We start from the raw sequence: 20,401 nt of genomic DNA, 5'->3' as shown, positions 1-20,401 counted from the left end.
TTACGATGGCCTTGGGGCATTAACAATTTGCGGCAAGCAAATCAGGCAGCTGTCTTCTCATTCTCTCTCTAAAAGGTCTCGGTTTATTGCTGTCTGATTAATTTGCTGCGTATTGTGGGAAGCCTGCCAGGAAACTGGCGGGCTTTTTTATTTCTTTGCCGCTTGGATGGCCGCAATTCTGGCCTGTTTGATTTTCTCCGGGATTTGCGCTTTATCCTCACAGCCTTGGGCAATCTCGCCGCTGTTTACCGTATTGGCGGTGGCCAGTAGCTTTAATAAATAGGCTGCTTGCGGATATTCGCAGTTTTCAAATGTGGCTCGCCCACGAGCATCCGCCAAGCAGGCGTCGAGCATTTGGCTAAAGCGTTCAGGCTTTCTGAATGCGTCGCAGCGCTGAAAGACTTCCAGTACGGTGGCGGAGCGTAGTTGTTCTGCGGTGTGGATAAGGGTGTGTTCACGGCAAACCATGCGGGCCAGATCGCGGCAATCGCCAGGCACACGTAATCTTTCGCATAAAGCATCTACCAGCGGCACGCCGCGTGCTTCGTGGCCGATATGCCCTGGTAAAATATTGGCTGGCGTGGTGGCTTTACCCAGATCGTGGCAAAGCGCGGCAAAGCGGGTAGCAAGCGGCCAGTTCTGGCTGGCGCAGTAGTCGATCACCATCATGACATGTACGCCGGTATCGACTTCAGGGTGATAGTCGGCACGTTGCGGCACGCCCCAAAGTGCGTCGATTTCCGGCGCAATACGGGCCAGCGCACCGCAGCGGCGCAGCATTTCAAACATTTTAGATGGCCTGTCTTCCATCAGCCCCTTGGCAAATTCCTGCCACACCCTTTCTGCCACCAGATGATCAACTTCACCGCTGCTGACCATTTCTTGCATCAGGGTGAGCGTTTCTGGTGCCACATCAAAGCCAAAGCGCGCGGCGAAGCGGGCGAGGCGCAAAATACGTACCGGGTCTTCGCTAAAAGCGGGGGAGACATGGCGGAGTAATTTGGCGGTCAGATCTGCCCGGCCATTAAACGGATCGGTGATCTGGTCGTTTTCATCTTCGGCGATGGCGTTAATGGTGAGGTCGCGGCGTAGTAAGTCTTCTTCTAAGCTGACATCTGCGCTTGCAAATACGGTAAAGCCTTTGTAACCATGGCCCGATTTACGTTCGGTGCGGGCAAGGGCGTATTCCTGATGCGTTTTCGGGTGCAAAAATACCGGGAAATCTTTACCAACAGGCGTGTAGCCTAGTGCTTGCATTGCTTCAGCCGTGCTGCCAACCACCACCCAATCGATATCTCTTACCGGAAGGCCCAGCAATTTGTCCCTTACAGCACCGCCAACGCGATAAACCTTCATTGATCTTTCCTTAGATTTTTTAGTCACTTTATCTGTTAATTATATTGCCACTACAATTCATTGTCTTTTACGCACTGATGATAAGGAGGCTCTATGAAAATCGCCAACAGCATTACCGATCTGATCGGCAATACGCCCTTAGTGAAGTTAAATCGCGTTGCACAGGTAAGCGGAGCAACGATTGTAGCAAAGCTGGAGTTCTTTAATCCTTCGCACTCGGTGAAAGACCGCATTGCGGTGGCGATGATCAATGCCGCCGAGGCCGCAGGCCTGATCGGGCCGGATACGGTGATTGTGGAGCCTACTTCCGGCAATACCGGCATTGGCCTGGCCATGGTTTGTGCGGCGCGCGGTTATAAGCTGGTTCTCACTATGCCGGAAAGTATGTCCAAAGAGCGCCGGGCATTATTACGCGGCTATGGCGCAACACTAGTGCTGACGCCTGCTGCAGAAGGGATGGGCGGGGCGATTGCTACTGCAAAAGCATTGGTGATTGAGCACAGCAATTACTTTTTGCCGCAGCAGTTTGAAAATCCGGCTAATCCGGAAATCCACCGCCGTACAACGGCGGAAGAATTGTGGAATGATACTGATGGCCAGATCGATATTCTGGTGGCAGGTGTGGGCACAGGCGGCACAATCACAGGGATCTCAGAAGTATTAAAAGCGCGTAAACCTTCATTTAAAGCAGTGGCAGTAGAGCCGGATGCCAGCCCGGTGCTGAGCGGCGGTCAAAAAGGCCCGCATCCTATTCAAGGGATAGGCGCTGGCTTTGTACCGGGCGTTTTGAATATCGAAAGCTATGACGAAGTGATCCGGGTAAAGAGTGAAGATGCTTTTGCAACGGCGCGTGCTCTGGCGAGGCAAGAAGGCATTCTGGCAGGGATTTCCGCAGGAGCCGCAACCTGGGCCGCCATCGAGCTGGGCAAGCGCCCGGAAAACGCTGGCAAGTTGATCGCAGTGATTATTCCTTCTTTTGGCGAGCGTTATCTATCTACGCCTTTGTTTGAAGGCTTGCTGGATTGATGTTGGGGGCGTCGTCGTCGGGGCTAAGTTAAATTCAAAAAGATGCTTTTTATGTCTTTGGCACGTTGATTTAGGAGCGATAGCCACTGTGGGGGCGCTCTTTTCTTGAGCTGCCTAAGAAAAGAGCCAAAGCCGCAAGCCCAAAAGTATGAAGGCTCATCACTGCGGATAATCAGCCTGGAGCAAAAGGCGGCTCGGGAGCAAGCCCGCTCCCCATTTGCTAAAGCCCCGAGCTGCTTATTTCTCGCTTTGCGTGCTTAGAAAGGAGTTTTTAAGCCTCGTTGGGAGTTATGACCTAGATCTCTGTGGCTGAACTTGAAATATATTTAAGGTTTAATATGAATGGTTAGGTGGCTTGAAAATATTGTGTTTTTTTGACTGAGGTCTAATGTCGAGAACTTTCTGATGTGGAAGGAGTCCGCTTGTGTCTTCAGATTTTGTCATTGGCTGCAGCCATTGATCGGAACTGCGCCACCCAACTTAAACCGTATGGTCTGTCCGAAGGGGGGGCACCACTGTTTCTGTTGGATGCCGAGCAAGACGGTGCCCTCTGAAATGACACGAAACAGCGTACTGTGCTAAGAGCTACCCGGCCTTAGCGGACACTAAAAACCACTTTACCGGCGGCTGAAATTAATGCTCCGCACCGGTTTGCTGCGATAGTGCTAATTAAATGGAGGTGAGTTTGCCGAAAACCTCTTTAAGATGCCTGAATGTTTAGAACCAATTTCTGCGTAAACAAAATGCTTATTATATTCTGGATATTCGTATTCGGATCAATCTGCAGCGCGCCTTCCAGCGCATCGCCAACACAATCGCCGGCACTTAAAGATTGCACAAAAGTCCACTGCCCCAAACTAATGGCCTGCCATTGAGTCCGGCTGATTAAAAGTTGCTGTCCGCCCTGCGCAAGATCTGCGCTGGGCCCTCCCGCATGCATCGCCAAAATATCCGCAATCGGCCATTGGGCAGACTGCACTAGCTGCAAGCTGGGATGAAACTGCAATTGCATACTGGCAAAGTCTGTTGCGGCCAATTCGGCTAGCTCAGGCAATCCCAACACGGCCTCATCGGTTGCCAGATAGGCACGCCAGCGGGCCCAATCGACTCTGGCCATATCGGTTAAGTACGGCAACTCGGCTGCAGGGGCAAATTGGGCAATAAAGTTGGAAAAATCATCACCCATTGCATGCAGGTCGGCGGAGTTAGCCGGGGTTGCATCAACATATTCCCGTGCCAGTGCGGCGAAGAAATCTTCTCCCACCAACTGCATGACATTACTAAAAATGCTTTGCAGCGCGGCAATACGATTTAGCCGGCAATTGGCGCGATAGTGGCGCATTCGTTCGGCAAAGTGTAAACCGTCTTTGGTAGAGTGTGGGTCAAGCAGCAAACCGGCAAACGTAGTTATTGCCTGGACGTAGTTCATGCATATACCCCTGGTGTATTGATCAATGATTCATTAACAAATTGATCTAAGGAGCAATATTCTTGGAATAAGCTAGAAAAATCTGCCAGATTTGTATCGCGCTCTAATAAGACCGGTTTCGGCCCCCAGCGCTGTAATGACAATCGCAACAAGGCCAATACCTCGGTGCTAATCGGCGCGCCGTGGGTATCAATCGCTGTGCCTTCAAACCATTCAAATCCGGCGACATGGATTTCATGCACTGTGTCGCCCGTAATACGAGATAGCTCTTGCTCGGCATCGAGCCCTAAATTGAGCGAGTTGACATAAAAATTATTCAAATCTACCAGCAAACCACAGCCGGTGCGGCGCACTAGTTCGGCCATCAATTCAGCCTCGGATATCATTTCACCGGCAAAGCCCACATAGGACGACACGTTTTCCAATAAAATTGGCCGCTGTAGTACGTCTTGTACTTGCACAATGCGTTCCACCAAATGTTCGATCACCCCTGCTACCCGTGGAATAGGGAATAGGTCATTAAAATAGCGCTCGGAGTGCCGATTCCACGCCAGATGCTCTGACACTGCGGCTGGCTCAACCCGGGCTACTAATTGCTTGAGTTGAGCCAAATGTTTAGTGTCGAGTGGGCTTAAACTGCCTAATCCTAGCCCAATGCCGTGTAAGCTTACTGGATAATCCGCGCGTAAATGACACAGTGCAGCCAGCGGCTCGCCGCCGCCAAAATAATTTTCGCTGTGGACTTCCCACCATGCTACCGCCGGGCGCTGCACCAAAACCTCGGCAACGTGGGGAGCGCGTAGGCCAAGCCCAGCCTCGCAGGGTAAATTGTTAAACATGAGGATGCTCTCTAAAAAAACTAAAGTCGTGGCAAAACTTGATTAAAGTCTTGCCACCCATTACCCAATTACATGGGTTTAAGCGTACCCTTCATCTTCACACAGGTCCCCGCTGCAACGTATTTCCACTCTTTACTATGCAAATCACTTTTGGCTTGCCCTGCGCAGGCGTGCCCATTGGCTGCACAATCATTTTTGCCAGCCATGGCAACTCCGTAGCATTTTTCTTTTTCTGCTGCGACGACCGTGCCCGAAACACCCGCGGCCAATACTGCAGTTAACGCGCTGGTGAGGATGAATTGCTTGTTCATGACGATGTTCTCCAAAGTGGTGTCAGCGATACCGAAATGGGTATCTGCTACTTTGTCGGGTGAAATCACAAGATCTGGCAGCTGCCGCTGGAAAATACGCAAAATAACCATTAAATTAGCTGTAATAGTTTTCTGCGCTTACCGTGTGATGTTTTTAGTTCGTATTCCACCGAGCAGACAGAAAGGAAAATTCACCACCACCGACCGAGCGTTGCAGCATCCAATATTGATATTATGGATATAGCCCACAGGGGGCACTTAGCGCAGCCGATTGCGCTGCTGGCCCATTTCCGTGCAACGGAGCCGTTTACGCTCAGTTATTTTGCAGCGATGTCCAAATATCATCCCAATCCTCGTCTTTGATCACTCCTTTACGTTTCAGCGTGATCTCGCCATTTTTGCCGATCACAAAGACGGTGGAGTCATTATTCATTTCGCCAAAATTATCTTGCTGTGCAGCATCGGGGCGCCACAGTAGCGGGAACTGCTCATCTTGGGGCGTGGTGGCGCGCACTAGCTCGGCGTAGCTGCGAAATGGCTCAGGTTTACTATCGAGCCCAACGCCAATCACATTAAAGCGACTGGCTTTATTGGCTTTGTAAAATTCACGAATCAGTTTGAAGTTGTACACGCAGGTATCGCAGCCGGCTTTAAAAAACACCAGCAGCACGGTTTGATCTTTACCGCGCACTTGCGCCAGATTCACGGCTTTGCCAGTGACGACATCCCGCCCTTGTAGCATCGGGGCGGCATTGGCATTGGCATTGGTGCTGGCGTAAACCAGGAAAATACAGCAGCAAGAAAGCCAGAATTTTTTCATTGCAGATCCTTATTAATCAGTTTGAGATTGGCGAAACCACAGGCGCTCCAGCGCCCACCGCTGGAGAGGAATGGCAATCAGCACCAGCAGCAACAAGCCCCACTCCAGATGGTCTTGCAGTGCGGCGGGGATGTCTTCTAGCACGTGGTAGTAGGAAACGACTGCGACCAAATTCAGTACAAATAGCCCCATTGCAGATAGGCGGGTGAATAAGCCCAGCACCAGTAGCACCGGTAGAGCCAGCTCGCCCAGGGTACCGCCAATTGCCGCCAGCTGCGGCGATAACAGCGGCACATGGTATTCGTCGGTAAACAGCATGACTGTGTTTCCCCAGTCGGCCACTTTGGTCAGGCCTGACATAAAAAAGATTTTGGCGAGATACAGGCGTAGTAGCAGATCGGCGACAGGTGCGAGCGGGTTAAGCAGCTTCGCCTTGGCAAGGCGTGATAATTGAGTGGTCAATGGCCATTTCCTTATTGTGAGTACCAATTAGTCGGTAGCGGGCTATTGATCTGACAATATGAGCAAAAAATCCCCTTTGAGTCAGTAAAAGGGGAATAGCGGAGATGAAGTGAGGTAGCCTGAGTTTGGTGGGCACAAACGTTGTGAAATACAGTGAAGTGGAAGCGGCCACCCGCAGGACTCATCTTACATTCGGGCAGTCAATATTGTACGCATGGCTATCGGACGCTGATTGAGCAGTTTGGTTTGCGGGTATCGATGTCGCGGCGGAGGAACTGCTACGACAATACGCCGATGGAAAACTTTTTGGGCCGTTTGAATAATGAGCTGATTCATTATCAGCGTTATAAACCGTGAATCAGCCATCAGCAGCATCAGGGGAATACATAGAAATATTTTATAACCGTCAACGGCGGCATTCTTGCCTTGGTAACGTAGCGCCGGCAGTGTTTGTCCAAAACTTCAGCAAACATTGCAAGTACGTATGAAATAGGTGTGTCTACTATTGTCAGGACAGGTCATCTGGGGCGACCCCATTACTCGCTGTTAAATAAAACTAGACGACTGGTCTATTTTTATGGGAGACTGCGTTCATGGCAAAACACGAAGACACACGCGAACATTTATTGGCAGTAGGCGAATCTATTCTCAGGGGGAAGGGATTCTCTGCTGTTGGGCTGGCCGAGATCTTAAAGGCGGCAGAAGTACCTAAAGGTTCGTTCTATCATTATTTCCCCTCAAAAGAGCACTTTGGCTGTGCGCTTTTAGAGCGTTATTTTGTCAATTATCAGCTGCATATGCAGGTTTTGGAAACACAATACGATTGCAGTGGCGAGCGGCTGATGCACTACTGGCACAGCTGGCTGATGTCGCAAGGTGCTTGTAGTCAGGCTAACCAGTGTATGGTGGTGAAGTTGTCTGCAGAGGTAGCCGATTTATCAGAGCCGATGCGGCTGGTTTTTAAGCTGGGCACTGATGGTGTGATTGAGCGGCTGGCAAAATGGCTGGATGAGCCGCGCTGTGAAGGGGCCTTGTCGCCAGACATGGATGCTCGGTCCGCGGCCTTGATGCTGTATCAGATGTGGCTGGGCGCAAGCCTGCTGACCAAAATTCGTCAGGATGGCAGTGCGCTTGAAACTGCTATGCAAACGACTTGCCACCTTTTGGGCGTGAAAGATTTATAGGAAGGGGCACACTTTTGTGCCTGTGCACCGCTTAACGGGGAAGGGCAGATCAGCTTTGTCTTCCTGATAATTTTTGTAATAAATACTTCGGCAGCGTTGCCGATTTTTTTGATGCTCAAATTAGACGACTGGTCTATTTTTGTAAATTTATAAGGAATGCATCATGCAACAATTCGAATTTTATAATCCGGTTCAAATCGTTTTTGGCGAAGGCCAGATTGCTAAATTAGCCTCTCTTGTACCAGAAAAAGCCCGTGTTCTGGTACTTTATGGTGGTGGTAGCATCAAAAAAAATGGCACTTATACCGAGGTGATGGAAGCCTTAAAAAATCATAGTGTGACTGAGTTTTCTGGGATTGAAGCCAATCCTACTTATGAAACCATGATGAAAGCCGTGGCACAGATTAAGGCCGAGAAAATTGATTTTCTGCTGGCTGTGGGTGGTGGCTCGGTGATTGATGGCACTAAATTGGCTGCCGCTGCTGCTTTGTACGAGGGCGATCCATGGGAAATCTTTACTACGGGTGGCCAGCATATTAAAGCCGCTTTACCTTTGGGCGCAGTGCTAACTCTGCCCGCTACCGGCTCGGAAATGAACAATGGCTCGGTGATTAGTCGCAGCGAAACCAAAACTAAGCTGCCATTTATGAATCGTCATGTATTTCCCAAGTTTGCCATTCTTGACCCTACTAAAACCTATAGCCTGCCAGCAAGGCAAATTGCTAATGGTGTGGTGGATGCCTTTATTCATGTAGTCGAGCAATATCTGACTTACCCGGCCAATGCGCCTGTGCAAGACCGTTTTGCCGAAAGCCTGTTGCAAACTTTACTTGAAGTTGGCCCGCAGGCACTGGCGACTCCACATGATTACACCGTACGTTCCAATTTAATGTGGGCCGCCACAATGGCGCTAAATGGCCTGATTGGTGCCGGGGTGCCGCAAGATTGGGCAACACACTTGCTTGGCCATGAATTGACCGCTTTATATAATATCGACCATGCACAAACACTGGCGATTGTTTTGCCATCGATGCTGAATGTACGCCGTGCAGCCAAGCGTGAAAAACTGCTGCAATACGCCGAGCGTGTATGGGGCATTAAAGAAGGGTCGGAAGACGCACGTATCGATGCTGCGATTGCTAAAACCCGTGAATTTTTTGAAGCCATGGGTATTAAAACCCGGATGCGTGATTACGGCCTGGAAGTAAGTGCAATTAATGCTGTAGTTGAGCAGCTAAAAGCCCACGGCATGGTGGCTCTGGGTGAGCGTGGGGATGTGGATTTAGCCATCAGCAAGCTGGTTTTGGAAGGCAGCTACTAAGATGAATGCTGCGCTGATTTTGCATCATTACCAGGCCTCGCCGTATTCTGAAAAAATACGCAGTTACTTAGGATTTAAGCAGTTGGCATGGCAATCCCTGCTTATGCCGATGCTGCTGCCCAAGCCTGATTTAATGGAGCTCACTGGTGGCTACCGGCGTGCGCCGGTGCTGCAAATTGGCGCAGATATTTATTGCGATTCGGCCTTGATTATTCAGGAGCTGGAGCGGCGTTTTCCTCAGCCAGCTTTAGCGAGCGGGCCACAGGCGGCGCAAGCCGGTTTGCTGGGCCGCTTGTTTGATGTGGATATTTTCTGGCGGGCGGTACGCTATCTGATGGCCTGCCGTATTGAGCATCTTCCACAGGCTCTGCTCGATGATCGCATCGCTATGCACCCGCAGCTGCCTTTGCAAAAATCGCAATTACTTGCCGATCAGGCGCAATTGGCGATTCAGCTGCAAGCTTTGATTAATCAAGTGGATCAGGCATTAAGCGGCCGCGATTATTTAGGCGGCACTCACCCTTGTGCCGGTGATTTTGCGGTGTATCACACGCTGTGGTTTTTGCAGGGTGCACAGCTTTTGGCAGATTTTATTCCAAACACTTTATTGCCATGGATGGGCAAAATGGCGGCATTGGGCCATGGCCAGATGCGCAGTGTTACCGCGAGCGAGGCGTTTGCTGCCGGCAATCAGGCTCAGCCAGCCGCCCTTGCTGAAATGCCGGATTCGCTGTTTAAAGCAGGTCAGAAAGTGCTTGTTCAGCCAGAAGGCTATCCGCAGGAAAGCGTGGCGGGTGAGCTGGTTTATCTGGATGAGCAAAAAATAGTGATCGCCCGTCAAAGTACCGTTTGCGGCCTGCTGCATGTCCATTTCCCACGTATGGATTACGACATTCGCGCTGTTTAATTAATCTCTGGAGCTTATACATGCCATCAATACTGAATCGTCGTATCGTTTTAGCTAGCCGCCCGCATGGCGCGCCTGTACCTGCAAATTTTCGTCTGGAAGAGCTCGCCATCCCTGCTATCGGCAGCGGTGAAGTATTACTGCGCGCGCTGTATCTGTCTCTCGATCCTTATATGCGTGGCCGGATGAGCGATGCGCCTTCTTATGCTCCGCCGGTAGAAGTGGGTGCCGTGATGGTCGGTGGTACGGTTAGCCGCGTTGAAGCATCGCAACATGGTGATTACGCTGTCGGTGATCTGGTTGTGAACTTTGGCGGCTGGCAGAACTACAGCACCTCGGATGGCACAGGCCTGCAAAAGCTGGGTGCTTTGGCGTCTCCATCGCATGCGCTGGGTGTGTTAGGTATGCCGGGCTTTACCGCCTATATGGGCCTATTAGAAATCGGCCAGCCTAAGGCGGGTGAAACCGTGGTGGTGGCTGCTGCCACTGGTGCAGTCGGTGCGATCGTCGGGCAAATCGCCAAGATCAAAGGCTGCCGAGTAGTAGGTATTGCTGGTGGTGCTGAAAAATGTGCTTACGCCGTGAACGAGTTGGGGTTTGACGCATGTATCGATCACCGCGCCAGCGATTTTGCCGAGCAGCTGGCTGCGGCCTGCGCTAAAGGTATCGATGTGTATTACGAAAATGTAGGTGGCGCGGTGTTTGATGCGGTTCTGCCTTTGCTTAATACCGCCGCGCGTGTGCCGCTTTGTGGCTTGATTTCACAATACAACGCTACCAGTTTGCCTGCTGGCCCAGATCGCTTATCCATGCTGATGGGCACGCTGCTGAAAAAACGTATCCGCATGCAAGGTTTTATTATCTGGGATGATTTCGGCCATCGCTACGGTGAATTCTTTGTCGCCATGAGCCAGTGGATTAAAGAGGGCAAAATCAAATACCGTGAAGACATCGTGCAAGGCTTGGAAAACGCCCCACAAGCCTTTATTGGCCTGCTGGAAGGGAAGAATACCGGTAAGCTGGTAGTGAAGGTGGCTGAGTAAGTTTGATTTTTACTCCGGATTTTTCTGTAACACCTAAACATTGAAATACAGAGGGCACAGAGAAAATGGAGTTTCACGGAGGAAATTATTTTTTGAATTAGACCTTATCAAACCTGACAATCTAGATTTTTATCGCAGCTAGTGGCATAGGGCTTAAAAGCCCCCTGCGGGGGATTCCCTCACCAAAATCAACGTGCGAAGGCACTATAAAGTCAATTCAATCAAGGAAATCTTATGTCTGCAGATCAATTATTCACTCCCATCACCATCGGCAAAACCACACTGGCTAATCGCATGGTGATGGCGCCGCTCACCCGTTCCCGCGCCAGCCAGCCGGGCGATGTACCGACTGAAATGAATGCTGTTTATTACGCCCAGCGCGCGAGTGCAGGGCTGATTATTTCAGAGGCGACCAATATCACAAATCAAGGCAAGGGTTATTCCCTAACGCCGGGTATCTATACCGACGCTCAGGAAGCGGGCTGGAAAAAAGTGGTGGATGCCGTGCATGCCAAGGGTGGAAAAATGTCCTTGCAGCTTTGGCATGTGGGGCGCATCTCTAACCGGCTGGTACAGGAAAACGGCGCAGCGCCGGTGGCCCCGTCGGCTATTCAGGCGGTTAAATCAACCAGCTTTGTGATTCTGCCGGACGGCACGCCAACGCGCGCGCCTTGCGATGCGCCGCGTGCTTTAGAAACCGCAGAGCTGCCGGGTATTGTGGCCGATTATGTGGCTGCCGCTGAGCGCGCTATGCGGGCAGGGTTTGACTTTGTAGAAATCCATGCAGCCAACGGCTATTTGCTACAGCAATTCTTAGCCACAGGCAGCAATCGGCGCACCGATCAATATGGCGGCAATATGGAAAACCGTGCACGACTGTTGCTGGAAGTGATTGATGCTGTGGTAGCAAAAATTGGCGCGGATAAAGTAGGTGTCCGCTTGTCACCTAACTTTATCGCTCACGATATTGTGGACGACGAATCAGAAGCGATGGCAATGTATCTGGCTGTCGAATTTAACCGCGCAGGCGTGGCCTATTTACATATTGCTGAACCGGATTGGGCTGGTGGTCAGCCTTTAAGCGATACCTTCCGCACTAATTTACGCCAGCAATACCAAGGCGTGATCATGACTTGTGGCGGCTACGATGCACAAACAGCAGATGCACGTTTAGCCTCCGGCACCGCAGATGCAATCGCTTTTGGCCGTCCGTTTATTGCCAACCCTGATTTGGTAGCACGTTATCAGCAAGGTGCAGCACTAAATGCACCGGATCAGGCAACATTCTATGGCGGTAATGAAGTAGGTTATAGCGATTACCCGGTACTGGGATAAAGCAAACTTAGGGTGGGCTGTGCTTACGGGGCATTTATGCGTGGGCATAGGAGCTGTGCTCACCCTTTGTTTATTTGTATCGTTGCCAGCTAATCTCTGTTTTTTCTGCATCACCGCCGGAAAAGGTTTTTAGTTGGCTTTGTAGCTGGCTGTTTGTGGTTTTGTGTTAAAGGCACTCGCTGCTTACCAGTTGATAAGAGCAGGCCTGTAGTGCTTACATCCAGTATTTTTAAAAGCATAAGATTTAATTTATTTTGGCTCAGAATAATTGGTGTGCTGCTTTATTTATAAAACACAGGGTTATTACTGATTTTAAATAAGGATGCTATGTTTTTATTTAATAGTATGAATGGCTGTTTGTAAGGGAAACTATTTTGGTCAGATTAATATACTTTTACTTTATATGATATTTATTGTTAATGCTCTTGCCATTTTTCAGAAGAAAACTTTGTTGTTAATAGTGATTGTTGTTCCTGCATATTTTGTTGTTTTTTAAATTATGCTTTTTATATATTAAGGGTGCTTTGATCAGATATAGGCTTATTTTATGTCTCTGTCGTAATTTGCCTGCTGCTGATTTCAGATAAGCCTGCTTTGTGTATATTTGTTGTTATTTTTGTAAAAAGTGGCGATTAAAACAGGAATTAATCGCCTACCCAATGGGGACTTATCAGGTTTACCATCTGGCAGATACTTTTTGATGAATTTGCCGGAGTTAGCATGAAAAAAACATTATTGGGTGCGCTTTTGGTGCTGTCTTTGCCAATGGCCGCACAAGCGGGTGATTTAACCGCTAGAGTTGGCGATGGCTTTTTTGGTGCCTCTTATGAAGGCAGCCTGCTTTTATTGACGACTAGTGCAGATTGGCTGACCAATGACGATGCAGGCAATATCGGCTCGCTTGGCCTGGGTGTCCAGGCGCCACTGGGAATTGCGAAGTTAAAAGCGGGCGGTAAACTGGTTTATATGGATTTAAAGCATCAGGATAATCACTACGCTGCAGCTTTAGGTGGTGGTGTAGATATCCCGATTGGTGCGTTTACTATTTATGGCCAAGGTTATTATGCGCCATCAGGGTTCGCCTCGGATGGTGTTGATCATTACAAAGAGGCCCGCGCTGGTGTGCGCTGGAATATGACCAAAATGGTTTCGCTGGATGCAGGTTATCAGTATGGTTATATGGGGGGCAAAGATGGGAATCGCTCGGTTGCTGTTGCCGATGGTTTCTATGTGGGCGCGCAGCTTAACTTCTGATTTAAAGAAGTCAGTGATAAAAAAACGCAGCGGTGGCTGCGTTTTTTTATGTCGGAATGTTTAAAGCTGGCTTAGTTTGAATGCATGGCTAATCAATCTCTCTGATTAGCCGTATTTTTAAGATCATCCCTAGCATCAGCAGTGCCAGCAGCAGGCCAAACACTGGTAGTACCCACTGAATACTGATATGCATCGCAAATAAGGCAGTAACCAAAGCATAGGAGAGCGGGGCAAGGCCCATGGATGCCATTGAGTTCAGGCTCATAATCCGCCCCAGTTTTTGCCTGTCGGTGTAATGCTGGATAAGCGACATCATCGGCACATTATTGGCGGCAACACCCAGCCCGATTAAAATTTGCAGCCCTAATGCAACAGGCAGCCAGGTGGCGAGGGCCAGGGAGGCCAGTAGCAGGCCTTCGATGGCAATCACCACGGTAATCATCAGCAGGCGTTTTTGGGCGGGCGGATAAAGGGTAAGCAGCAGCCCGCCCAGCACCATGCCCGCTGCAAAAGCGCTTTGCATAAAGGAAAGCGTGCTTGCGCTGCCTTGCAAAAGATCAGTCACCACCAGCGGTACACCTAATCCCAAGGGCCCCATAAAAAGTAAATTGGCTGCAGCATAAACCAGCATCAGGGCCCGCAGCACGGGCGTTTGAATCATGTACTGGATACCTTCTTTTAGCTCGCTGAGCATGCCAAACCGTTTGCGGGTTGCCAGTAAGGCTGGCTCTTTGATCAGCGCCATGGCAATCAGCCCGGCCAGCAGCATGATGGCGGTGAGCGAAAATACCATCTCATAACTAAACAAAGCCAGCATGGCACCACCTAGCACCGGGCCAAAAACCAGTCCCACCTGATTAGTCGTCAGCATGATGGAATTAGCACGGGTTAAATCGCTGTCGGCCACAATATTGGGGACGAGTGCATCGCGAGCTGGCCAGAAAAAAGCATCCAGCGCGCCATAAATCAGCGCAAAGCCAATCATTACGCCCATGCTGAGCTGATTATTGGCAACAATCCCCACCAGCACCATCAGTAGCAGTACTCGTAAGCCCACCGAGGCCAGAATAATATGGCTGCGCTTCATCCGGTCGGCCAACACGCCGCCTACCGCCATCAGCATAATGCGTGGCACCGATCCGGCGATCATTACCAGCCCTAACTGCTCTTTTGCCCCTAGTGTTTTGATCACCAGCCATGTTTCGGCCAGCATGGCGATGGCAAGCGCAAAGTTGCTAATCAGGCTGGCCAGCCAAAGCAAAAGGAAATTGCGATTGCGCAATAGTGCAGGTGCTTGCTTCATAGATCTCGGAATCAGTATGTTAAAATGCGTCAAACATCTTAAGCGCAGTCGCAGCCAGAGCGTTATGCTCCGCTTGCGTATTTGCCTCACATTATTCCTCTTTACATTTCATCCCTTTAAAAGGAAACCACTATGGCTTTTCGTAAGATGACCGAGCTTGAATTAGCGGGCAAAAAAGTACTGATCCGCGCCGATCTGAATGTGCCGGTAAAAGACGGCGTGATTGGTGATGACACCCGTATCCGCGCGTCGATCCCAACGATCGAAGCCGCCTTGCAAGCCGGTGCTGGCGTGATTGTGATGAGCCATCTGGGCCGCCCGACTGAAGGCGAATTTCAGCCTGCTGATGATCTGGCCCCTGTAGCCAAACGCCTTGGCGAATTAATGGGGCGCGATGTGGCCGTGGTGAATGATTTCAAAGGTTTTGTAGTTAAAGGCGGCGAGCTGGTACTGCTGCAAAACGTGCGCTGCAATAAAGGCGAAAAGAAAAATGCCGACGAGCTGGGCCAGGCCTACGCTGCGCTGTGCGATGTATTTGTAAACGATGCTTTTGGTACGGCTCACCGTGCCGAAGCATCCACCCATGCTGTGGCTAAATTTGCCCCTGTCGCAGCCGCTGGCCTGTTGATGGCGGGCGAGCTGGATGCGCTGGGTAAAGCACTGAAAGCACCGGCTTCACCGCTGGTGGCGATTGTGGCGGGCTCTAAGGTATCCACCAAGCTGACCATTCTTGAATCTTTGTCTGATAAAGTAGATTACCTGGTCGTGGGTGGAGGGATTGCCAATACTTTCCTGCTGGCCGAAGGCCATGAAATTGGTAAATCTTTAGCCGAAGCCGATCTGGTGGATAACGCCAAGCGCGTGATCGCCAAAATCCGCGCCCGTGGCGGCGATGTGCCTTTGCCTACAGATGTGGTGGTTGGCAAGCAATTCTCCCCAACCGAGCCTGCTGTTGTTAAAGCGATTGCCGATGTGGCCGCGGACGATATGATTTTTGATATTGGCCCGGATACCGCAGCACGCCTGGCTGAAGTATTAAAAACCGCCGGTACTATTGTCTGGAATGGCCCGGTTGGTGTGTTTGAGTTTGACCAGTTTGGCAAAGGCACCGAAGTGCTGGCCCGCGCTATTGCTGCATCGCCAGCGTTTTCGATTGCCGGTGGTGGCGACACACTGGCCGCAGTGGCTAAGTACGATATTGCGAACGATGTCAGCTATATCTCTACTGGCGGCGGCGCTTTCCTTGAATTCCTTGAAGGCAAAGTATTGCCAGCCGTAGAGATTCTGGAACAGCGCGGCGCTTAAGCCCCTTTATAAAGATCAACGCCAGCGATTTCGCTGGCGTTTTTTTTTGTTAAAACTGCCACAAAGTGGTTTTAGCGTTTTCCCGAATGATGTAATTCCGAATTGGGCTATAGCAGCGGCAGATCTAATATGTGTTGCATCGCAGCAACTTCTTTCTGGATCTTACATGTCACTCGTCTCCCTTCGCCAGGTTCTCGATCACGCCGCCGAACATGGCTACGGCGTACCCGCATTTAACGTCAATAACCTCGAACAAGTTCAGGCTATTTTGCAAGCCGCCGATGCCACATCCAGCCCGGTGATCCTGCAGGCCAGTGCCGGCGCGCGTAAATACGCAGGCGAGCAGTTTTTGAAAATGCTGATCGAAGGAGCAGTAGCCAGCTACCCGCATCTGCCTATCGTCATGCATCAGGATCATGGTGTAAGCCCTGCGGTGTGTATGACCGCCATTAAAATGGGTTTTACCAGTGTGATGATGGATGGCTCTTTACTGCAAGACGGCAAGACGCCATCCGACTATGCCTACAACGCTGCCGTCACTGCCGAAGTGGTACGCATGGCGCATGCTTGTGGCGTATCGGTAGAGGGCGAGCTGGGCTGTTTGGGTAGCTTAGAAACCGGCATGGGCGAAGAAGAAGACGGCGTAGGGGCAAACCGCGCATTAAGCCACGCCGAAATGCTGACTGATCCGCAAGAAGCGCTGGCCTTTGTGAAAGCCACTGGTGTAGATGCACTGGCCATTGCCATTGGCACCAGCCACGGCGCGTATAAATTTACCAAACCACCTTGCGGCGAAGTGCTGGCGATTGATCGTGTGCGTGCCATTAATGCTGTCATCCCCGATGTGCATCTGGTGATGCACGGCTCATCCAGCGTGCCGCAAGAATTGCTCGAAGAAATGCGTAAATATGGCGGCGAGCTGAAACCTACATGGGGAGTTCCCGTAGAAGAAATCCGCCGCGCCATTCAGTACGGTGTGCGCAAAATCAATATCGATACTGATCTGCGCCTCGCCATGACTGCCGCCATCCGCCGCCATCTGGCCATGAACCCGGCAGACTTCGACCCGCGCGCCTATTTAAAACCCGCCATCAGCGCCATGCGCTCAGTTTGCGAAGCCCGCTACGATGCTTTTGGCGCAGCCGGGATGGCAGAGAAAATGAAACCTGTATCGCTGGAAAAAATGGCGCTGCGGTATAACAAGGCTTAATTAAATTAATTGTGATTTATTTAATTAAGCTGTTAAATAATTGCGGCAGGTATTTTATAAAAAATAAATAAAATACCTGCCGCAGTTTTATTATTGAAAAGGCAAAATTTAATTTTCTATATTTTTGTGTATGCCCACATTCTCAATATTTTCAATAAGCTCATGATTTAAGGGATCGATCACTTTCGCGGCTATATCGGTACCAGATGTTGCCGGGTTTGTTATCGTCTGCTTTCAATATACAGAGGGTATGTTTGAGTTTATTGTTGCTTAGCTGTTGACTGGAATACTGGCGGGTTGTGCGGCTTGTACTACTTTGGGCGCTGGGCTGGATCTTACTTTGGCAACGATTACACTGCTGTCGCATGCGTCACCTGCGTTATCTACCCAACAGGTGCACTGATCAATATTGCCCTTGCTGTCAATTTCCACTTTGAGCGGGCCAATCTTGCACCAGCGGTTATTCAGGCTGGAGTACAGGTGGTCTACATCGAGTGTTTTACGGCTAAAGCTACGGGCAGGCAGGGTGTAAATACCGTGCTCACCATCCCATACCGCAACAGGCAGGCTGCTTAGATTGACCACTTTGCCATTTAAGGGCCAGGGCCAGTACATGGCCGATGCATAGGTACTAAGGCAGCTAATACTGAGAAAAAGCAGGGTATAGAGAATTTGGCTTGTACGTGTCATGGGCTCAATAGGTGAAAATGCTGGCGGCACATCATGCCGTATTTGTTTGGCGGGTGGTTGTGATCTATTGCCGTTTTATAGCGTTAAAATTGAATACAAGCTCTGCCCGCTTCGAGTGAAAAACAAGGGCAGTTTTCCAGATAGCCATCCGCTTTTAGTGTGACCGTGCTCATTCCCAGTTTGCACCAGCGCCCAGATGCGGTTTCTTGTACATGGTCGATATCCTGATTGTTGCCAGAGCGGGTTTGGGCGGCAATGGTGTAGTAAAGGTGATCGTCATCCCATACTTTGGCAGCTTGAGCTGATTGATTGTTTAGCGAGCCATTAAGTGGCCAAGGCCAGTGTCCGTCTCGCTCTTTTTCCTGCATGAAAGTAAGGTAAGTGAGGGCACAGGTGCTGGTAATCAGAAAAATGCCCAGAATAATTAATCTGGCCGGGGTGAATATTTTTAGCATCGTAGCAGGGGCTCTTTTCGGGAAAAATGTTAAGTCCGTTTAAATAAAGCCAGTGCCGCCAGACGCTGCACCGTATGATCTACAATCGGCTCAGGATAATCATAGCTGGCTTTTTGCCCGAGAATGGTGCGCCCAAGCCATGGCGCATGGATTTCTTTATCGCTAAGCGCTGCCAGCTCGGGGCAATAACGTCGGATAAATTGGCCCTGCGGATCGAAGCGTTCGGATTGTGTGATCGGGTTAAATATCCGGAAATAAGGTTGGGCATCGCAGCCAGTCGATGCTGCCCATTGCCAGCCGCCGTTGTTGGCCGCCAGATCAAAATCATTCAGTTTTTCAGCAAAATAACGTTCGCCCCAGCGCCAGTCAATCAGCAAATCTTTGACTAAAAAACTGGCGGCAATCATACGCAGACGATTATGCATAAAGCCGGTTTGATTTAGCTGGCGCATGGCGGAATCTACTATCGGAAAACCCGTGCGGCCTTCGCACCAGGCAGCAAAGTGCTCGATATTATTCGGGAAGGGCAGCGTATCGTATTCAGGTTTGAATGCATGCCGGACAACTTCTGGCCGATGCCAGAGAATTTGCTGATAAAATTCGCGCCAGATTAGCTCGGAAAGCCATGTTTCTGCTCCCGCCCCGCCAGTCTGCCAGGCCCTTTTTGCTAGTTCTCTGATTGATACCGTGCCAAAGCGCAGGTGCACAGATAAATAGGATACGCCTTTAACTGCCGGGAAATTCCGTGCCTCATGGTAGCTATGGATGCGCTGGCAAAAGTCATCAAAGAGCGCTTTACCGCCGTCCATGCCAGGTTTTAAATTACTTACATCCACTTTATCAAAACCTAATTTTGCCAGTGCAGGCATCGCTTCGCTTTTTAGTGGCGCGAGATGATTTAAATAGGGGTGTGTAGAGTAGGATTTCAGGTAAAAGTCGTTTATTTTTTCCAGCCATGCCCGTTTATACGGGGTAAATACGCTATACATATTGCCGGTTTTGCTGAGTACTTCGTCTTTTTCAAAAATGACCTGGTCTTTAAAACTGTAAAAGTGGCAATTATTTGTAGCTAATTGTTCAGCTACACTGAGGTCTCTGGCTATGGCCTCAGGTTCGTAATCGTGATTGCAATAAACTGCGGCAGCTTTGAATTCTTTGGCCAGACGTGGTATTTCATTGCTGGCACTGCCATGGCGGATGAGCAGGTCGGAACCCTGTTCAATCAGAGCTGCTTTTAATTGTTGCAGGCTATGCCATATAAAAGCGACACGCCGGTCTTCTTTTGATAGTCCATTTAAAATGGCAGTATCGAAAATAAATACTGCAATGACTTCCCGTGATGCTTTTAGTGCGTGATACAGGGCAGCGTGGTCAAACAGACGCAAATCACGGCGAAACCAAACGAGTGATGTCATGGGTAAAGGAGGCGTAATTGAATGCCATATTGTGCCATTGGCCGGGGGCCTTTTGTTATATGATTCGCTCTCCTGCTGATGCGCCCATTCTTAGCGCCTTGTGCGATAATTACCGGCATGGATAACGCAATGAACTTTTCTCGTCATTTTTTGATTGCGATGCCTAGCCTCGTCGATCCGATTTTCTCCCGAGCCCTGACCTTTGTGTGCGAGCACAACGAGCATGGTGCCATGGGCGTAATTGTGAACCGGCCGCTGGGTATGACGCTTTCCTCTTTGTTTGAGCAGATCGATATCGAGTTGCATCGCCCCGATATGGGGGCTCTTTCGGTGCATTTTGGCGGGCCGGTGCAAACCGATCGTGGCTTTGTGCTGCATACCCCGCTGGGCAGCTGGCAATCTAGCCTGGCTGTTTCGGATGAGATGGGCTTGTCTACTTCAAGAGATGTTTTGCAGGCGCTGGGGGACGGCGAGGGGCCGGATCAGGTGTTTTTAACCCTGGGCTATGCGGGTTGGGATGCAGGGCAGTTAGAGAATGAGATTGCACAGAACTCCTGGCTTACGGTAGAAGCCGATCCTCAAATTATTTTTAATTTACCGCCCGAAGCACGTTATGCCGCGGCCTTGGGTTTGCTGGGTATTGATATTGCAATGTTGTCCAAAGAAGCAGGCCACGCTTAGTTTTGTCGTGGCTTTTGCTCCAGGCACACGCCATCTTTTGAAAACGCTCGAAGCA

20 protein-coding genes and 1 pseudogene are annotated in these 20,401 nt (G+C 50.2%); 11 read left to right on the top strand and 10 right to left on the bottom strand.

What is annotated here, in order from left to right; all coding sequences use genetic code 11:
* Positions 1-147 precede the first annotated feature (147 nt).
* A complete protein-coding gene (locus tag EJO50_RS11790; protein WP_125974382.1) occupies positions 148-1,356 on the bottom strand; it encodes a multifunctional CCA addition/repair protein in 1,209 nt (402 codons plus the stop codon).
* 93 nt (positions 1,357-1,449) lie between these two features.
* On the opposite strand from EJO50_RS11790, the gene cysK reads away from it, so the two are divergent.
* Complete coding sequence (gene cysK / locus EJO50_RS11785; RefSeq protein ID WP_125974380.1) at positions 1,450-2,382, top strand: cysteine synthase A; 933 nt, start codon at positions 1,450-1,452, stop codon at positions 2,380-2,382.
* A gap of 700 nt (positions 2,383-3,082) precedes the next feature.
* Here the strand turns inward: cysK and EJO50_RS11780 are convergent.
* The 5 genes from EJO50_RS11780 to EJO50_RS11760 form a co-directional block, all read right to left on the bottom strand.
* The gene (locus EJO50_RS11780) at positions 3,083-3,811 is read right to left on the bottom strand and encodes an HvfC/BufC N-terminal domain-containing protein (RefSeq protein WP_125974378.1); all 729 of its coding nucleotides are present in this window, start codon (positions 3,809-3,811) and stop codon (positions 3,083-3,085) included.
* Positions 3,808-4,650 (bottom strand): MNIO family bufferin maturase, encoded by an 843-nt coding sequence (bufB, locus tag EJO50_RS11775; RefSeq protein ID WP_125974376.1) that lies wholly within the window; start codon positions 4,648-4,650, stop codon positions 3,808-3,810. Before bufB ends, EJO50_RS11780 begins: the two co-directional genes overlap by 4 nt.
* 68 nt (positions 4,651-4,718) lie before the next feature.
* Positions 4,719-5,072 carry a BufA1 family periplasmic bufferin-type metallophore gene (locus EJO50_RS11770; RefSeq protein ID WP_233702070.1) on the bottom strand — a complete coding sequence of 118 codons (354 nt, stop codon included), beginning with the start codon at positions 5,070-5,072 and terminating at the stop codon, positions 4,719-4,721.
* A gap of 202 nt (positions 5,073-5,274) precedes the next feature.
* Positions 5,275-5,781 (bottom strand): peroxiredoxin family protein, encoded by a 507-nt coding sequence (locus tag EJO50_RS11765; protein WP_125974374.1) that lies wholly within the window; start codon positions 5,779-5,781, stop codon positions 5,275-5,277.
* Positions 5,782-5,793: 12 nt separating this feature from the next.
* Positions 5,794-6,243: a DoxX family protein gene (locus tag EJO50_RS11760; RefSeq protein ID WP_233702068.1), complete on the bottom strand. Its 450-nt coding sequence runs from the start codon at positions 6,241-6,243 to the stop codon at positions 5,794-5,796.
* Between the two features lie 162 nt (positions 6,244-6,405).
* Here EJO50_RS11760 and EJO50_RS17490 point away from each other — a divergent pair.
* The 7 genes and pseudogenes from EJO50_RS17490 to EJO50_RS11725 all read left to right on the top strand — a co-directional run.
* Positions 6,406-6,731: pseudogene (locus tag EJO50_RS17490) on the top strand (integrase core domain-containing protein); the annotation flags it as partial.
* 105 nt (positions 6,732-6,836) lie between these two features.
* Entirely contained in the window at positions 6,837-7,427 is a 591-nt protein-coding gene (locus tag EJO50_RS11750; RefSeq protein WP_125974370.1) for a TetR/AcrR family transcriptional regulator, read from the top strand.
* A gap of 163 nt (positions 7,428-7,590) precedes the next feature.
* A complete protein-coding gene (locus EJO50_RS11745; protein ID WP_125974368.1) occupies positions 7,591-8,748 on the top strand; it encodes an iron-containing alcohol dehydrogenase in 1,158 nt (385 codons plus the stop codon).
* Between the two features lies 1 nt (position 8,749).
* Complete coding sequence (locus EJO50_RS11740) at positions 8,750-9,655, top strand: glutathione S-transferase family protein (protein ID WP_125974366.1); 906 nt, start codon at positions 8,750-8,752, stop codon at positions 9,653-9,655.
* Positions 9,656-9,675: 20 nt separating this feature from the next.
* Positions 9,676-10,698, top strand: coding sequence for an NADPH-dependent curcumin/dihydrocurcumin reductase (curA, locus tag EJO50_RS11735; protein ID WP_125974364.1), 1,023 nt, complete (start codon positions 9,676-9,678; stop codon positions 10,696-10,698).
* Between the two features lie 234 nt (positions 10,699-10,932).
* Positions 10,933-12,033 carry an alkene reductase gene (locus tag EJO50_RS11730; RefSeq protein WP_125974362.1) on the top strand — a complete coding sequence of 367 codons (1,101 nt, stop codon included), beginning with the start codon at positions 10,933-10,935 and terminating at the stop codon, positions 12,031-12,033.
* A 720-nt stretch (positions 12,034-12,753) separates the two neighbouring features.
* Positions 12,754-13,287, top strand: a complete 534-nt coding sequence (locus tag EJO50_RS11725; RefSeq protein WP_125974360.1) for a YfaZ family outer membrane protein — start codon at positions 12,754-12,756, stop codon at positions 13,285-13,287.
* Between the two features lie 88 nt (positions 13,288-13,375).
* Here the strand turns inward: EJO50_RS11725 and EJO50_RS11720 are convergent, their stop codons facing one another.
* A complete protein-coding gene (locus EJO50_RS11720) occupies positions 13,376-14,590 on the bottom strand; it encodes an MFS transporter (RefSeq protein WP_125974358.1) in 1,215 nt (404 codons plus the stop codon).
* 132 nt (positions 14,591-14,722) lie between these two features.
* Between EJO50_RS11720 and EJO50_RS11715 the strand changes: the two genes are divergently transcribed.
* Positions 14,723-15,895 (top strand): phosphoglycerate kinase, encoded by a 1,173-nt coding sequence (locus tag EJO50_RS11715; protein ID WP_125974356.1) that lies wholly within the window; start codon positions 14,723-14,725, stop codon positions 15,893-15,895.
* A 166-nt stretch (positions 15,896-16,061) separates the two neighbouring features.
* On the top strand, positions 16,062-17,105 hold the full coding sequence (gene fba / locus EJO50_RS11710) for a class II fructose-bisphosphate aldolase (protein WP_125974355.1): 1,044 nt from the start codon (positions 16,062-16,064) through the stop codon (positions 17,103-17,105).
* Between the two features lie 270 nt (positions 17,106-17,375).
* Here the strand turns inward: fba and EJO50_RS11705 are convergent, their stop codons facing one another.
* From EJO50_RS11705 to EJO50_RS11695, 3 genes are all read right to left on the bottom strand, one after another.
* A complete protein-coding gene (locus tag EJO50_RS11705) occupies positions 17,376-17,795 on the bottom strand; it encodes a hypothetical protein (protein WP_125974353.1) in 420 nt (139 codons plus the stop codon).
* A gap of 83 nt (positions 17,796-17,878) precedes the next feature.
* A complete protein-coding gene (locus EJO50_RS11700; RefSeq protein ID WP_125974351.1) occupies positions 17,879-18,250 on the bottom strand; it encodes a hypothetical protein in 372 nt (123 codons plus the stop codon).
* A 29-nt stretch (positions 18,251-18,279) separates the two neighbouring features.
* Positions 18,280-19,665 carry a cryptochrome/photolyase family protein gene (locus EJO50_RS11695; protein WP_125974349.1) on the bottom strand — a complete coding sequence of 462 codons (1,386 nt, stop codon included), beginning with the start codon at positions 19,663-19,665 and terminating at the stop codon, positions 18,280-18,282.
* A gap of 129 nt (positions 19,666-19,794) precedes the next feature.
* On the opposite strand from EJO50_RS11695, the gene EJO50_RS11690 reads away from it, so the two are divergent.
* Positions 19,795-20,346: a YqgE/AlgH family protein gene (locus tag EJO50_RS11690; RefSeq protein ID WP_233702066.1), complete on the top strand. Its 552-nt coding sequence runs from the start codon at positions 19,795-19,797 to the stop codon at positions 20,344-20,346.
* Positions 20,347-20,401 lie beyond the last annotated feature (55 nt).

Origin of the sequence: Iodobacter ciconiae, from assembly GCF_003952345.1 — a bacterium.
In the GTDB taxonomy this organism is placed as follows: domain Bacteria; phylum Pseudomonadota; class Gammaproteobacteria; order Burkholderiales; family Chitinibacteraceae; genus Iodobacter; species Iodobacter ciconiae.
Note: the sequence above shows the minus strand (reverse complement) of the source record. Positions and strands in the feature narration are given on the sequence as shown.

Bases quoted from the DNA above. Each gene is read 5' to 3' on its own strand.
- EJO50_RS11790 (WP_125974382.1), bottom strand. From the start codon at position 1,356: ATGAAGGTTTATCGCGTTGGCGGTGCTGTAAGGGACAAATTGCTGGGC.
- cysK (WP_125974380.1), top strand. From the start codon at position 1,450: ATGAAAATCGCCAACAGCATTACCGATCTGATCGGCAATACGCCCTTA.
- EJO50_RS11780 (WP_125974378.1), bottom strand. From the start codon at position 3,811: ATGAACTACGTCCAGGCAATAACTACGTTTGCCGGTTTGCTGCTTGAC.
- bufB (WP_125974376.1), bottom strand. From the start codon at position 4,650: ATGTTTAACAATTTACCCTGCGAGGCTGGGCTTGGCCTACGCGCTCCC.
- EJO50_RS11770 (WP_233702070.1), bottom strand. From the start codon at position 5,072: ATGGTTATTTTGCGTATTTTCCAGCGGCAGCTGCCAGATCTTGTGATT.
- EJO50_RS11765 (WP_125974374.1), bottom strand. From the start codon at position 5,781: ATGAAAAAATTCTGGCTTTCTTGCTGCTGTATTTTCCTGGTTTACGCC.
- EJO50_RS11750 (WP_125974370.1), top strand. From the start codon at position 6,837: ATGGCAAAACACGAAGACACACGCGAACATTTATTGGCAGTAGGCGAA.
- EJO50_RS11745 (WP_125974368.1), top strand. From the start codon at position 7,591: ATGCAACAATTCGAATTTTATAATCCGGTTCAAATCGTTTTTGGCGAA.
- EJO50_RS11740 (WP_125974366.1), top strand. From the start codon at position 8,750: ATGAATGCTGCGCTGATTTTGCATCATTACCAGGCCTCGCCGTATTCT.
- curA (WP_125974364.1), top strand. From the start codon at position 9,676: ATGCCATCAATACTGAATCGTCGTATCGTTTTAGCTAGCCGCCCGCAT.
- EJO50_RS11730 (WP_125974362.1), top strand. From the start codon at position 10,933: ATGTCTGCAGATCAATTATTCACTCCCATCACCATCGGCAAAACCACA.
- EJO50_RS11725 (WP_125974360.1), top strand. From the start codon at position 12,754: ATGAAAAAAACATTATTGGGTGCGCTTTTGGTGCTGTCTTTGCCAATG.
- EJO50_RS11720 (WP_125974358.1), bottom strand. From the start codon at position 14,590: ATGAAGCAAGCACCTGCACTATTGCGCAATCGCAATTTCCTTTTGCTT.
- EJO50_RS11715 (WP_125974356.1), top strand. From the start codon at position 14,723: ATGGCTTTTCGTAAGATGACCGAGCTTGAATTAGCGGGCAAAAAAGTA.
- fba (WP_125974355.1), top strand. From the start codon at position 16,062: ATGTCACTCGTCTCCCTTCGCCAGGTTCTCGATCACGCCGCCGAACAT.
- EJO50_RS11705 (WP_125974353.1), bottom strand. From the start codon at position 17,795: ATGACACGTACAAGCCAAATTCTCTATACCCTGCTTTTTCTCAGTATT.
- EJO50_RS11700 (WP_125974351.1), bottom strand. From the start codon at position 18,250: ATGCTAAAAATATTCACCCCGGCCAGATTAATTATTCTGGGCATTTTT.
- EJO50_RS11695 (WP_125974349.1), bottom strand. From the start codon at position 19,665: ATGACATCACTCGTTTGGTTTCGCCGTGATTTGCGTCTGTTTGACCAC.
- EJO50_RS11690 (WP_233702066.1), top strand. From the start codon at position 19,795: ATGAACTTTTCTCGTCATTTTTTGATTGCGATGCCTAGCCTCGTCGAT.